12 protein-coding genes and 1 tRNA gene are annotated in these 14242 nt (G+C 44.5%); all 13 read left to right on the top strand.

Translation table 11 applies throughout. The annotated features are described in order from the left end of the window. The first annotated feature begins 368 nt into the window (after positions 1-368). The gene (gene rny, locus U9Q08_01695; protein ID MEA3328442.1) at positions 369-1931 is read left to right on the top strand and encodes a ribonuclease Y; all 1563 of its coding nucleotides are present in this window, start codon (positions 369-371) and stop codon (positions 1929-1931) included. Positions 1932-2029: 98 nt separating this feature from the next. Next, a complete protein-coding gene (locus tag U9Q08_01690) occupies positions 2030-2809 on the top strand; it encodes a TIGR00282 family metallophosphoesterase (protein ID MEA3328441.1) in 780 nt (259 codons plus the stop codon). Positions 2810-2835: 26 nt separating this feature from the next. Further along, on the top strand, positions 2836-3660 hold the full coding sequence (locus U9Q08_01685; GenBank protein MEA3328440.1) for a sulfide/dihydroorotate dehydrogenase-like FAD/NAD-binding protein: 825 nt from the start codon (positions 2836-2838) through the stop codon (positions 3658-3660). Further along, positions 3657-5060 carry an NADPH-dependent glutamate synthase gene (gene gltA / locus U9Q08_01680; protein ID MEA3328439.1) on the top strand — a complete coding sequence of 468 codons (1404 nt, stop codon included), beginning with the start codon at positions 3657-3659 and terminating at the stop codon, positions 5058-5060. Before U9Q08_01685 ends, gltA begins: the two co-directional genes overlap by 4 nt. A 93-nt stretch (positions 5061-5153) precedes the next feature. Beyond that, positions 5154-7028: a 1-deoxy-D-xylulose-5-phosphate synthase gene (gene dxs / locus U9Q08_01675; protein ID MEA3328438.1), complete on the top strand. Its 1875-nt coding sequence runs from the start codon at positions 5154-5156 to the stop codon at positions 7026-7028. 171 nt (positions 7029-7199) lie between these two features. After that, a complete protein-coding gene (gene gltX, locus U9Q08_01670; protein ID MEA3328437.1) occupies positions 7200-8480 on the top strand; it encodes a glutamate--tRNA ligase in 1281 nt (426 codons plus the stop codon). Positions 8481-8528: 48 nt separating this feature from the next. Beyond that, a complete protein-coding gene (locus tag U9Q08_01665; GenBank protein ID MEA3328436.1) occupies positions 8529-9083 on the top strand; it encodes a 2-oxoacid:acceptor oxidoreductase family protein in 555 nt (184 codons plus the stop codon). Positions 9084-9088: 5 nt separating this feature from the next. Continuing rightward, positions 9089-10225, top strand: coding sequence for a GspE/PulE family protein (locus U9Q08_01660; GenBank protein ID MEA3328435.1), 1137 nt, complete (start codon positions 9089-9091; stop codon positions 10223-10225). Between the two features lie 4 nt (positions 10226-10229). Then, the gene (locus U9Q08_01655) at positions 10230-10820 is read left to right on the top strand and encodes a hypothetical protein (protein MEA3328434.1); all 591 of its coding nucleotides are present in this window, start codon (positions 10230-10232) and stop codon (positions 10818-10820) included. Beyond that, positions 10817-11125 (top strand): 4Fe-4S binding protein, encoded by a 309-nt coding sequence (locus tag U9Q08_01650; protein MEA3328433.1) that lies wholly within the window; start codon positions 10817-10819, stop codon positions 11123-11125. The genes U9Q08_01655 and U9Q08_01650 overlap by 4 nt, the downstream gene beginning before the upstream one ends. Before the next feature lie 218 nt (positions 11126-11343). Beyond that, on the top strand, positions 11344-12498 hold the full coding sequence (locus tag U9Q08_01645; protein ID MEA3328432.1) for a transketolase C-terminal domain-containing protein: 1155 nt from the start codon (positions 11344-11346) through the stop codon (positions 12496-12498). Beyond that, positions 12495-13373 carry a 3-methyl-2-oxobutanoate dehydrogenase subunit beta gene (locus tag U9Q08_01640; GenBank protein MEA3328431.1) on the top strand — a complete coding sequence of 293 codons (879 nt, stop codon included), beginning with the start codon at positions 12495-12497 and terminating at the stop codon, positions 13371-13373. Before U9Q08_01645 ends, U9Q08_01640 begins: the two co-directional genes overlap by 4 nt. 584 nt (positions 13374-13957) lie before the next feature. After that, a tRNA-Gln gene (locus U9Q08_01635) sits at positions 13958-14032 on the top strand. Positions 14033-14242: the final 210 nt, after the last annotated feature.

The following is a 14242-nucleotide window of genomic DNA, read 5'->3' as shown; positions in this document are numbered from 1 at the left end:
GGATCTCCCATAAAACCGTGTTTTCTGAGATTCTTCGGCCTTCGGCCTCAGAATGACCTTTTTAGCGTTATTATTTTTAATTTCGGTTAAGGTGTGCACTTTTAAAACATAAATCGCTCTAAAACTGTGCACTTTTAATTCGTAGATAACACCCATAGAGATTATCTTGACACCTCCGAATGTTTAATGTATAATATTTTGTTTAGTAACTATAAGCCTTTTATTTAGTTAACTATAGCTGTAAATATAGCCTTCCACAGAACTAAAAGCACAAAAGCCCGTTAAACGAATCGTAAAATAAGTGTGTTATGAGTTTTGTGAAAGGCATGCTATAGATAGTAAGGAGGTGTGGAACATTGTATAAGCATTTGACTGTACTTGTTTCCGGATTGATCGCCTTTGGAATAGGGGTTGCTCTTTTTCTTCTGGGCTATGTGATAAGGAAATTTATGGCCGAAAGAAAAGTGAAAAGAGCCGAAAAGGTGGCCGGGGAGATGCTGGAAAGAGCCCGAAAAGAGTCCGAGGCCAGGCGCCGTGAGGCCGAATTAGAGGTAAAAGACCAGCTTTACAAAGCAAGAATTGATTTTGAACGGGAGACCAAAGATAGGCGCCAGGAAATTTTGGCGCTGGAAAAAAGAATTACCCAAAAAGAGGAAAACTTAGACCGCAAGGTCGACATCCTGGAAGAAAAGGAAAATCAGGTTCAGCAAAGGGAGAAGGGTATATATTCCAAAGAGAAAGCCGTTGAAGATAAAAAGGCAGAGTTAGGTGTGCTGATCGATGAAGAGAAAGATAAACTGCAGAAGATATCAGGCCTTAGCGCTGATGAGGCAAAAAGGCTTCTTCTTTCCAGAATGGAAAGCGAAGTGAGAAGAGAAGGCTTGCTGATGATTAAAAGAGTCGAAGATGAATCCCGGGAAACAGCCGATAAAAAGGCCAAAGAGATCTTAAGCCTGGCTATTCAACGCTATGCAGCTGACCAGGTTGTTGAATCAACGGTTTCAGTGGTCAACCTGCCCAGCGATGAGATGAAAGGGAGAATTATCGGCCGCGAGGGTAGAAATATCAGGGCGTTAGAAGCAGTCACCGGAGTGGATATCATAATAGATGATACTCCCGAAGCAGTGGTTATTTCCGGTTTTGACCCGGTCCGCCGCGAAACCGCCAGGCTTTCTCTGGAGAAGTTAGTGGTTGACGGCCGGATACACCCGGCGCGGATCGAAGAGGTTGTCGCCAAAACTAAAAAAGAACTGGCTGAAGCAGTTCAGGAAGCAGGGCGGCAGGCTGTCTTTGATACCGGTGTTCACCGGATTCATCCGGAGATGGTTAAGCTTTTAGGCAGGCTTAAGTACAGGACCAGTTACGGCCAGAATGTCCTGCAGCATTCAAAAGAGGTTAGTCAGTTGATGGGTATAATAGCAGCTGAGTTGGGTGAAGATGTAAAGATTGCCAAACGAATAGGCCTGCTGCATGATATCGGTAAGGCATTAACCCATGAAATAGAAGGGCCTCATGCCAAGCTCAGCGCTGATCTGGCAAAAAGATATGGTGAATCGCCGCAGGTTATTCATGCAATAAGCGCCCATCATCAGGACGAAGATGCCAAAAGCCTGATGGCTGTTTTAATTCAGGCTGCCGATGCTATTTCAGCAGCCAGGCCGGGGGCGAGGCGCGAAACCTTAGAGACATACGTTAAGCGGCTTGAAAAATTAGAGTCAATAGCTAACGCTTTCAAAGGGGTAGAGAAAGCTTATGCTATTCAGGCCGGCAGAGAAGTCAGGGTCATTGTCCAGCCCAATAAGATAGATGATCTGGCGGCTGTAGGCCTGGCCCGCGAGATTACCGGAAAAGTAGAAGAACAGTTAGAATATCCCGGCCAGGTAAAGGTAACGGTAATCAGGGAAACACGGGCGATCGACTATGCTAAATGACCACTTAGGGAGTGTCAAAGTAAGATCTTTCTCTGACACTAGCGAACGAAGTGAGCGATGACACTTTGAATCTTTGACACTTTAAAAGGAAGGCAAAGATGAAGGTTTTAATGATCGGTGACATTGTTGGCAGTCCCGGGCGTCAGGCAATAAAGACTCTCCTGGGTAAGCTCAAAACAGTTCATAAACCGGAACTGGTGGTTGCCAATGGTGAAAATGCAGCTGGGGGCAGCGGGCTTACCCCGGCTATGGTTAAGGAACTTTTATCTTTTGGGATTGATGTAATAACCAGCGGTGATCATATCTGGAAGAAAAAAGAGGTTCTTGACATAATAGATATTGAAAACAGATTGCTTCGCCCGGCCAATTATCCTTTTGGTGTTCCCGGTAAAGGCAGTTTGGTGATTGAGGGGAAAAGTGGAATAAAGATCGGAGTTATAAATCTTTTAGGCCGCGTGTTTATGATGCCCATGGATTGTCCTTTTAAATCAGTCAGGGAAGAAATAGACCGGATAAAAAAGGAAACCAGGGTAATTGTTGTAGATATTCACGCTGAAGCAACCAGCGAAAAAATAGCCATGGGATGGTACCTTGATGGCCTGGTCAGCGCTGTGGCCGGTACCCATACTCATGTGCAGACATCTGACGAAAAGATACTTCCCAATAAAACAGCCTATATCAGCGATATAGGGATGACCGGACCGATAAACTCTGTGTTAGGCAGGAGGAAAGAGCAGGTCTTAGAGCGGTTTATTACTTGTATGCCGGTTAGGTTCCAGATGGCTGATGAAAACATTCAGCTTCAGGGGGTTGTGATAGACATTGATCCCCGGACCGGCCGGGCAAGTTTTATCGAAAGAATAATAGAAAAATTGTAGGAGTCTATAGCCCTTCGCAAAAGATTATGTACAGGATACTGAAAAAGGAAGACCTAAATCCTTCCGTTTGTTACCTGGAAATATCCTCACCCCAGATTGCTAAAGCGGCCCAACCGGGCCAATTTATTATCCTGCGAATAACTGAAAAAGGAGAAAGAATTCCCTTAACCATCCATGGCTTTGATGAGCCCGAGGACACGATTAGTATAATTGTTCAGAAGGCAGGCAAGACAACAGATCAATTATGCTCTTTAAATGCCGGTGACGGTTTACTTGACCTGGCCGGTCCTCTGGGCAAGCCCTCCCTGGCTGTCAAAGAAAAAAGAGTTTTGTTTATTGCCGGAGGAGTAGGCGCGGCTGAGGCTTATCCGATCGCCCGGGCGATTAAGCAAGAAAGGGGAGAAGTAGCTGTTATTCTCGGAGCTAAGTCCGCGGAGGACTTAATATTGGAAAAACAGTTGCGGGCCTTAACCAGTAAGGTTTATGTCTCTACTGATGATGGTTCTTATGGCCGCAAGGGATTTGTAACCGATCTCCTCAGTGAGATCTTGCTAAAAGATAAATCTTTCGATTTAATCTACGCTATCGGGCCGCTGGCGATGATGGCCGCGGTAAGTAATTTGTCCAGGCATTATAAGGTAAAGACATTGGTTTCTCTTAATTCGATTATGCTGGATGGGACCGGGATGTGCGGTTCATGTAGGGTGACAGTCGGCAATGAAACAAAGTTTGCCTGCGTAGACGGACCGGAATTCGACGGGCATTTAGTTGATTTTGATGAATTGATGAAAAGGCAGGCCAGGTTTAAAAAGAAAGAATGCAGATCCCGGAAATTAGCTGGCAAAAAATGAAAGAGCAGAATCCCCAGGAACGGATAAACAACTTTAACGAAGTAGCCTTAGGTTATACCCCTGAACAGGCTATTTTGGAGGCAAAGAGGTGTTTGGGGTGTAAGAACGCGGGTTGTATCCAGGGTTGTCCGGTCGAAATAGATATCCCGGGATTTATCGCTGAGATCAAGAAAGGCAGTTTCGATAAGGCTTACCAGGTTTTAAAAGAGAAGAATAATCTGCCGGCTGTTTGCGGCCGGGTTTGTCCCCAGGAAACCCAGTGCGAGAAGGCTTGCGTATTGGCCAAAAAAGGAAAACCAATAGCTGTTGGAAGTTTAGAAAGATTTGTAGCCGATTGGGCAATTTCTCATGGTGTGTCAGAAAGACCAGAACAGAAATTTAAAGAATTAGAACGCAATACGCAATACGCAATAGGCAATACGAAAAAGATAGCAATAATCGGTTCCGGCCCGGCAGGTTTGACTGCTGCCGCTGATTTGGCCAAAACAGGATATCAGGTTATTATATTTGAATCACTGCACGCTGTCGGCGGGGTTTTGCGTTACGGCATACCGGAGTTTAGGCTGCCTAAGGAAATAGTAGATACAGAAGTCGGATATATTGAAAAACTTGGGGTTAAAATGGAAGTAAACGCAGTTATCGGCAGGATCAAGACCATCGATCAGTTGAGGGTTGAGGGTTTTAAGGCTTTTTTTATCGCAACCGGCGCAGGATTGCCTTATTTTTTAGGAATAAAAGGAGAAAATCTTAACGGCGTTTATTCAGCCAATGAGTTTCTGACCAGGGTTAATTTGATGAATGCTTATCGGTTTCCCGATTATGACACGCCGGTTAATATCGGCAGGAAGGTAGCGGTTATTGGCGCCGGCAATGTAGCGTTGGATTCTGCCAGGGTCAGCCGGCGGCTCGGGGCGGGCGAGGTTACGATAGTTTATCGTCGCAGCGAATCTGAAATGCCGGCAAGGTTTGAAGAAATAAAACATGCCCGGGAAGAGGGTATAAAGTTTGAATTGCTTACCAGCCCGATTAAAATCTACGGATATGAAAATGGCTGGGTTAGGGCAATGAGGTGTTTAAGAAACAGGCTGGCTGAGCCGGATGCAAGCGGCCGGAGAAGGCCGGTTGCAATACCTGATTCAGAGTTTGATTTTGACTGTGATTTGGTAGTAGTGGCTGTTGGCCAGGGGCCGAATCCATTACTGCTTTCAACAATACCTGAGCTGAAATTAAATAAACGGGGCAATATCGAGGCAGATCCGGAAGGCAGGACCTCGGTGCCGGATATTTTTGCCGGAGGAGATATTGTTACCGGCGCTGCCACGGTAATTGAAGCCATGGGCATGGGTAAACGCGCGGCCCGGGCGATCGATAACTACCTCACTAAACTGATAAACTGTTAAATTGTTGATGTAAAAAATTTTGTGTTTTAAAATTTAGAATACAAATCTCTATCTTAACAATTTAACCATTTAACAATTTAACAATATAATAAGATGGATAAACTTTTAGATAAAATAGACAGCCCGTCTGATTTAAAGAAACTGCGGCTTAAACAGCTTCCCCAGCTGGCTGAGGAGATTCGGGAAGAGATGATCAGGGTGGTTTCCCGGGCCGGAGGGCATCTGGCCTCGAGCCTGGGCGCGGTTGAATTAACCGTAGCTCTTCACTATGTTTTTGATTCCCCTCAAGATGCTATAGTCTGGGATGTGGGGCATCAGGCCTATAGCCACAAAATCTTAACCGGCAGAAAAAAAAGATTTCCATCACTGCGCCAGTCTGGAGGAATAAGCGGTTTTCCCAATAAAGATGAGAGCCCTCATGACTTATTTACTGTCGGTCACGCCTCTACTTCTATTTCACAGGCTTTGGGTTTAGCAGCGGCTAAGGATTTGGCTTCTGAAAAGAGAAACGTGATAGCTGTTATTGGTGACGGCGCGCTTACCGGCGGTATGGCCTTTGAGGCCTTAAATCATGCCGGCCAGCTTGGTAAGAAAATGATAGTTGTCTTAAACAGCAATGAAATGGCTATTTCTCGCAGCGTAGGGGCATTGAGTAAATACCTGAACGAAATAATTACCAACCCCATATACAACCGTGTTCGTAAAGATTTACAGACCCTGATAAAGAAGATTCCCCGGCTTGGGTCGGGGATGTTAACTACAGTTAAGAGATTGGAGGAAAGCCTGAAAGGGCTTCTTATTCCCGGCAGATTCTTTGAGGAAATGGGGTTTCGTTATTTCGGGCCGATCGACGGACATAATATCGCATTGATAGTCCGCACCTTAAAGAATATAATACAGATGAACGACCCGGTTTTGATTCATTTGGTTACGAAAAAAGGCAGAGGTTACAAGTGGGCTGAACAATATCCGGTCAGGTTTCACAGCGCTAAGCCGTTTGATATTAAAACCGGTGTCTCAAAACCAAAGGAATTATTTAATGTTACCTATGCGGAGGTTTTTGGCCGGACTTTGCGGGAACTGGCCTCTATAGATAAAAAACTGGTAGTAATTACCCCGGCTATGACAGCGGGTTCAGGTTTGATAGAATTTGTCAGGGATTTTCCGGAAAGATTTTTTGATGTGGGTATAGCCGAACAGCATGCAGTTGCTTTTGCCGCCGGCCTGGCTAAAGGCGGCCTTAAACCGATGATAGCTGTTTATTCCACATTCTTGCAGCGGGCTTATGACCAGATAATCCATGATGTCTGCCTGCAGAATCTGAATGTTATATTTGCTGTTGACCGGGCAGGAATAGTGGGTGAGGATGGGCCTACTCATCATGGAGTTTTTGATATTGCCTATCTTGGACACATTCCTAACCTGGTATTGATGGCGCCAAAGGATGAAAAAGAGCTGAAAGATATGTTGTTTACCGCTTTTTCCCATTCCGGGCCGATAGCCCTCAGATACCCCAAGACCAAGGGCAGAGAAATCGAGATTGATAAAAACTATCGGATTATTCCCATCGGCCAGGCTGAAATTATGAGAACAGGCGGTAAAATAGCTATCGTAGCTATAGGCAGTATGGTTTATCCTGCCTTAGAAGCTGCTGAAAAGTTAAGTAATCAGGGCATTGAAACTACGGTAGTCAATGCCCGTTTTATCAGGCCGTTAGACGAGGCTTTACTGGAAAAATTATTAAGCCGCAAAATTAAAACTTTAATTACGGTTGAAGAACATATTGGCCGGAATGGTTTTGGCAGCCTTATTCTGGAGTTTCTGGCAAAAAAAGGTAAAACAGATATTAAGGTTGAAAGGCTTACATTACCTGATTCGTTCATAGAGCAGAGCCCTCGGGAGCTTTTGCTTGATAAATACGGTCTTTCGGCTGCAGGCATTGTAGAAGCGGCCAAAAAGATACTATAGGTTCGTCGTGCGTTATGCGTTATACGTTGTGCATACTGCGTTTGTCATTGCGAGCGAGCGTAGCAAGCGAAGCAATCTCTATTTTCATTAGATTGCTTCGGCGCCTTCGGCACCTCGCAATGACGGAGTCGCAATACGCATGACGCACGACGCAAAACGAAAGGGAATTATATGAGTCAGCCGGTCAGGGTCAGGTTTGCTCCCAGTCCAACCGGACATCTTCACATCGGAGGCGTAAGAACCGCTCTTTTTAACTGGCTATTTGCCAGGCACAACAAGGGAAGTTTTATCTTACGGATAGAGGATACAGACCGCCAGCGTTCTAATAAGGCATTTCTGGATGAAATTTTAGAGAGCCTGCGTTGGTTAGGGCTTGACTGGGATGAAGGCCCTTGTTTTCAGGCCCAGCGCCTGGATTTGTACAGGAAATACAGCCGGCAGCTGCTAAAAGATAAAAAGGCTTATCGTGTTAATGGCCAGGATGCGATTATGTTTAAGGTTCCGGCCGAACAGGTAAAAATAAATGACCTGGTGCACGGTAAAATTGAATTTGACAACAGGCTCCTGAAAGATTTTGTCATCCAGAAATCAGACGGTTATCCTACTTATAATTTTGCCTGTGTAGTAGATGATTATGATATGAAAATTACTCATGTGATAAGAGGTGATGACCATATCTCCAATACTCCCAAGCAAACAGTCCTTTATCACGCGCTTAATTTTGAAACCCCGGAGTTTGCCCATATTCCCCTGATCATGGGCGCGCACAAACTGAGGCTTTCTAAGAGGGAGGGGGCCACAGCCGTGAATTATTATCGTGAACAAGGCTATCTTTCCGATGCGTTGGTCAATTTTCTGGCCCTGATGGGCTGGTCGCCGGGTAAAAATCAGGAAATAATAGACCGGGATGGACTGGTCAGCAAATTTTCGCTGGAAAAAGTAGTTAAGACCAGCGCAATATTTAACCCGGACAAGTTGGACTGGATAAACAGCCAGTACATCAAGAAGCTTGGCACCGAAGAACTGGTTCGTCTGACGTCTCCTTTTTTGGGAGAGGAAAATAAGGAACTGATCAAGCTTTTTCAGGGCAGGATAAAGACCTTGCTTGAGATAAAAGAGCAGACTGATTATTTTTTTCTGAAAAAACTCAGGTATAGCAAAGATGCCAGGGAAAAAATCACCGAGGATAAAAAAACCCCGCTTATTTTTAAGGAATTAATAAAAAGACTGAGATCTTTGGAAAATTTTACTCCTGAAAGCATTGAAAAACTCTGCCGGTCTTTGATCAAGGATTTAAATATACCCAGCACTTTACTGATTCATCCGGTAAGGGCGGCTCTCAGCGGACGGACAGTGACCCCGGGGTTGTTTGAGGTGGTTTCTCTGCTCGGAAAGGAAAAGACGATTAAAAGGCTGCAGGATGCCGTACTGATGGTTTCTAAAGCGGCCTGAATTCCACTGATATTAACTGGTATTTGTGATATAAAGGGAACAGGGAAGATGACAGAAATTAGGTTTCATGGCAGGGGCGGACAGGGAGCGGTTATTGCCTCCCGCATTCTGGCATTAGCGGCATTTAAGGAAGGCAGGAATGTCCAGGCATTCCCTTTTTTTGGAGTAGAAAGAAGGGGGGCGCCGGTAACCGCTTTTACCCGTATTGCCTCCAGGGAAATAAGAATAAGATCACAGATTTATCAGCCGGATTGCGTAATTGTCCTTGATCCCGGTTTGCTTAAAACAGTAGACATAACCCGGGGCATGAAAAAGAACAGCGTAATTTTAATTAACTCGGAACACAGCCCTTCTTGGTTTAAATTCGGTTTATCCAATGATAAAGTATTTACCGTAGACGCCCAGACAGTTGCCTTGAAATATGGCCTGGGCAGTCCTGCTTCACCGATTGTCAATACCGCTGTTTTAGGTGCCTTTGCAGGGATAAGCCCGGAGGTAAGGATCTATTCGATCATAGGTTCTATAGAGGAGTACGTTTTTATAAAAACAAAACAGAATGTAATGGCGGCCAAAGAGGCTTATGGTCTAATTAAGAAGGGGTGAATGGGATGAGAATCAATAAACAAAAAGATAAACCGGAAGAAAGCGCATGGCAAATAGCCCAGTCGATTATCAGCCGGGCGATCGAGATGGGAGCTACTGATGTTCATTTTGAGCCGGACAGAGATCCTTCCGGAAAGTGGATTTCGGTGAGGTACAGGATCAACGGAATCTTGAAAGATATAGGCAAAATAGAAAACCTGAGCAGTGGGCCGGAGTCAGTAATAAACGCGCTCAAGGTAGCTAGTGATATGGACCCCAGCCAGAAGCGTAAGGGCCAGGATGGCCGGTTTAATTTCAAGTTCGGGGAAAAAAACCTGGATCTGCGGGTTTCGAGCCTGCCGACGATCATCGGGGAAAAAATCGTCCTGAGGATTATAGACAAGGAAAAATACGTCAGAAAGTTAGAAGAGCTGGGGATGTCCGAAGAAGGACTGGATATATATAGATCGTTTGTTTCAAGGCCCCAGGGCCTTATCTTGATTACCGGTCCGGTGGGCTGTGGTAAGACGACTACTTTATATTCAACATTAAACAAGATCCAGACGCGGGAAAAGAGTTTTTATACTATTGAAGATCCGGTAGAGTCTAAATTTTCAGGTGTTAGCCAGACTCAGGTTGACAGCGAATTCGGGATGACATTTTCCAGCGGGCTGAGGGCTATTCTGCGCCAGGATTCAGAGGTTGTTATGATCGGAGAGATCAGAGACGCGGAAACAGCCCAGATTTCTTTGCGGGCTTCATTGGCCGGGTGCCTGATCTTCAGCACTTTGCACGCAAAGGATTCTGCCCATACCGTTATTCGTTTAATGGATATGGGTATGGAACCCTATCTTATTGCAGAGACCTTGAGCTGTATTGTTGCCCAGCGCCTGGTAAGATTGACCTGCGATCTTTGTAAAGGCAAAGGCTGCCAGTACTGCAATAATTCTGGTTTTCGCAGGCGCACGGGCATATTCGAGATAATGAAGGTTTCCGAGACGATCAAGACCTTGATCTCAAAACAGGCATCGGCAGAAGAGATTAATAATGTTGCTCTTGCAGAGGGTATGGTAACATTAAGGGATGCCGGCAACCGCCTGGTAACAAAGGGCCTTACCCTGCCGTCGGAAATATACAGGGTTTTAGCATCCGAAGAAGAGTAATTTTATGAAGAAAATTCTCAAAAGGCTGGGAGAAATTTTAATCGAAGGCGGGATCGTTAGTCAAAAACAATTGAATAACGCGTTAATGGTCCAGCACAAGGAAAGAAAACTTTTAGGCGAAATCCTTGTAAGATTAAATTATATAACCAAAGAAAAACTTGACTTAGCCCTGGCAAGGCAGTTTGGTTCAAAACTGGGCGAAATATTAATAAAAGATAAGCTGATTAATTTCAAACAGCTTCACAGGGCGCTTGAAAAGCAGGCCCAGGTCAATAGGAGTTTGGGCGAGGTATTGACAGATTTGGGCTATGTCTCTGAGCAAAACCTTCTTAAGGCCCTTTCGCTCAGATACAATATATCTTTTGTCGATTTAAAAAAGTACAAAATAAACATCGAGGCGCTAAATAAAGTGCCGGTTGAATTATGCAGAGAGCATAATGTTCTACCGGTTGACATCAAAGACGGATATTTGGTTATAGCAACCGCAACCCCGGAGGATGTTATTACCGAGGAGAACATAGAAGTGATAACCGGAATGAAGGTCAGGATAATAATTGCCTCGGCCGGAGAGATAAAGAAGAGGGTTAGCCCGTGAGCCCTGAGAAGACGAAAAAAACCGGCTCCAGAAAGGTTATTTTTAAAAGGGGAAAGGACCTGCCCTATTTAGTCGTTTCCTTAAGCAATACCCGTTCTAATAAGACCGGCAGCTGGATGTCAACCAGGCCGGTTGTTGACCGGGAAAAATGCACAGGTTGTATGCTTTGTTGGAAGTTTTGCCCTGAATCCTGCATTATCCCGGCAGATAATCCAACGATAACCCTAAGCTATTGTAAAGGCTGCGGTATTTGCGCCGAGGTTTGTCCGGTAAAGGCGATAACTATGGAGAGGGAAAAAAGATAAGTGTTGTGAGCTGAAAAGCTCATAGTTCATAGCTGATGGTAAATGAAAAAGAATCCGCCTCTGGCGGAAAATTCGTTGAAATTAAGCGGAAATCTAGACACATTCGTATATTTGTAAGTTTATAGATGTACCTATGAACTATCAGCTATCAACTATGAGCTAATATATTCGTGGTAATTCGTAGATACAAAATTAGCAATTTTAATTGGTAAGGTATTATGAAGAAGTTTATCACCGGTAACCATGCTGTTTCCTTTGGGGCAAAGATCTCACGGGCAGAAGTAATTGCTGCCTATCCGATTACCCCCCAGACAGAAATAGTGGAAAAGCTTTCTGAGATGGTAGCCAGCGGAGAGTTGAAAGCAAAATTTGCCAAAGTCGAGTCAGAACATTCTGCCCTGGCTGCTTGTATCGGCGCATCGGCTGCTGGATGCCGCAGTTTCACTGCTACTTCTTCGCAGGGCCTGGCCTTGATGCACGAAATGCTGCACTGGGCCAGCGGAGCGAGACTGCCGATAGTTATGGCTAATGTTAACCGGGCTATGGCCCCGCCCTGGAATGTATGGAGTGACCAGACCGATTCCCTGGCCCAGCGTGATACGGGCTGGATTCAATTTTACTGCGAAAGCAATCAGGAGATAGTAGACACAATTATTCAGGCCTATAGGATATCGGAGAAGGTAAACCTTCCGGCAATGGTTGTTTTGGATGCGTTTATTCTTTCTCATACTTCCGAACCGGTAGATGTCCCCGAACAAAAAAAGGTAGATAGATTTTTACCTTCTTATGATCCAAAGTATAAGCTGGATATTGATCAGCCGCATGCGTTTGGCGGCCTGGTTAACCCGGAATGGTATTATGAGTTTAGATACAAGATTGCCTGCTCAATGGAAGAAGCCAGGGGCTTGATCAACGAGGTTGGGAAGGAATTTGGAAAACAGTTTGGCCGCAATTATGGATTAGTAGAAAAATATAGGTCTAATGATGCCGATGTTATATTGGTTGTTTCAGGTTCGTTGTCCTCGACAGCAAAAGAGGCAGTAGACCGGGTGCGTAAAAAGGGACGAAAAGCAGGCCTGGTAAGGATAAGGGCCTTCAGGCCTTTTCCGAAAGAAGAGATCAGGAAACTGGCAAAAAAGGCCGGGGTAATAGGCGTGCTTGACAGGAATATTTCTTTCGGAAATGAAGGCATTTTCTTTTCCGAGATAAAATCAGCTCTTTATAGCCAAAAAAGAAAGCCTTTGGTTTATGGATTTGTCGTTGGATTAGGAGGCAGGGATGTTAGATGTAAAGATATCGAAAAGATGATCGATTCTTTATATAAAAAGCAGGGCTTAAAGAAAGATATCAACTGGATAGGCTTGAAAAAATGAAATTGACCATTCCTGAAAAAGAGATATTAAACCCCGGGCATCTTGCTTGCCAGGGCTGCGGGGCAGCCCTGGCTATGCGTTATGCCTTGAAGGCGCTTGGCAGAAAAACCATAATTGTTTTACCGGCCTGCTGCTGGACGGTTATTGACGGCCCGTTTCCTTATTCCTCGGCAGGGGTTCCGCTTTTTCATACTGCTTTTGAGACTGCTGCTTCCTGCGGCGCGGGAGTCAACGCTGCCTTGGAAGTTAAAGGGAAAAATGAGGTAACTGTTCTTTCCTGGGCCGGTGACGGCGGAACCATGGATATTGGTATTCAGGCGCTTTCCGGCGCTGCCGAAAGAGGAGATAACCTGATCTATGTCTGTTACGATAACGAGGCCTATATGAACACCGGCATCCAGAGAAGCTCTTCCACTCCTCATGGTTCATGGACCAGCACTACCCCGGTTAAGGCTTTTAAAAAAGGCCCTAAAAAAAATATGATCGAAATAATGGCTGCTCATAAGATACCTTACAGTGTCAGCGCCAGTATTTCTCATCCCGAAGACTTTATTGCCAAATTACAAATTGCCAAACAGCTCAAAGGCGTTAAATTTATGCAAATACTATCTCCCTGTCCTGCCGGCTGGAAATATCCTTCCAATCTTACGGTTAAAATAGCAAAATTAGCGATTGAGACTTGCATTTTTCCCTTATATGAGGTAAAACAGGGTAGGTATAAAGTCAAAAAACCCGCTAACAAAAAACCTGTTTCCGAATATCTCAAGCTCCAGGGAAGGTTCAGGCACTTAACCGGAGAGGAAATTGATGAAATCCAGAAAAACACTGATCAGGTCTGGAAGGAGCTTTTGAAAAAAGAAAAAGTATTTGGATAATTTAAACTAATTGCCCCGTTGGATAATTGGTAGTCCGCATGACTTTACAATGAACCAAATCAAAGATTTGGTTCATTGTAACCCTGAACCGAACGAGCAAAGCGAGTTCCGGTTCAGGGCTGGTTCATTGGTTTGGGACTGGAGCATGGCTGGAGCGAAATAAGCATGCATTATGTATATACATTATGGAGTAAAAGCGATAAAAAGTTTTATATCGGATCTACAACAAATTTGAAAAGGCGCTTGAATGAACATAAACTGGGTAAAGTTTACTCTACCCACAGGTTTTCTAATGCCCAAATTATATTTTACGAATTTTTTCTATCAAAACAGGATGCTTTCAGACGAGAACGTTATTTCAAAACCACAAAAGGTAAAAAGGTATTACGGTTAATGCTGAGGGATTCTTTGGAAGAAATAAACTAATTGCCCCGTTGGATAATTGGTAGTCCGCATGACTTTACAATAAACCAAATTTTTGATTTGGTTTATTGTAACCCTGAACCGAACGAGCAAAGCGAGTTCTGGTTCAGGGCTGGATCAAGATCATATATGCCTTAAAACAAAGTTAATAATAAACTAATTGCCCCGTTGGATAATTGGTAGTCCGCATGACTCTGGATCATGTTGTCCTGGTTCGAGTCCAGGCGGGGCAGCCAAATTTTCGAAGAAAATTTGGTCCTGAAGCAGCGTAAAGAGTTCTGACGGATAGGAAGAACTTAGCTGCTGAAGGACTTTGACATTCGAAGAAAATTTGGTCCTGAAGCAGCGTAAAGAGTTCTGACGGATAGGAAGAACTTAGCTGCTGAAGGACTTTGACATTCGAAGAAAATTTGGTCCTGAAGCAGCGTAAAGAGTTCTGACGGATA

It is taken from the genome of Candidatus Omnitrophota bacterium, assembly GCA_034717435.1.
Taxonomy (GTDB): domain Bacteria; phylum Omnitrophota; class JAUWXU01; order JAUWXU01; family JAUWXU01; genus JAYELI01.
The sequence above is the reverse complement of the archived record's forward strand: the minus strand, read 5'-3'. Positions and strand labels throughout refer to the sequence as shown.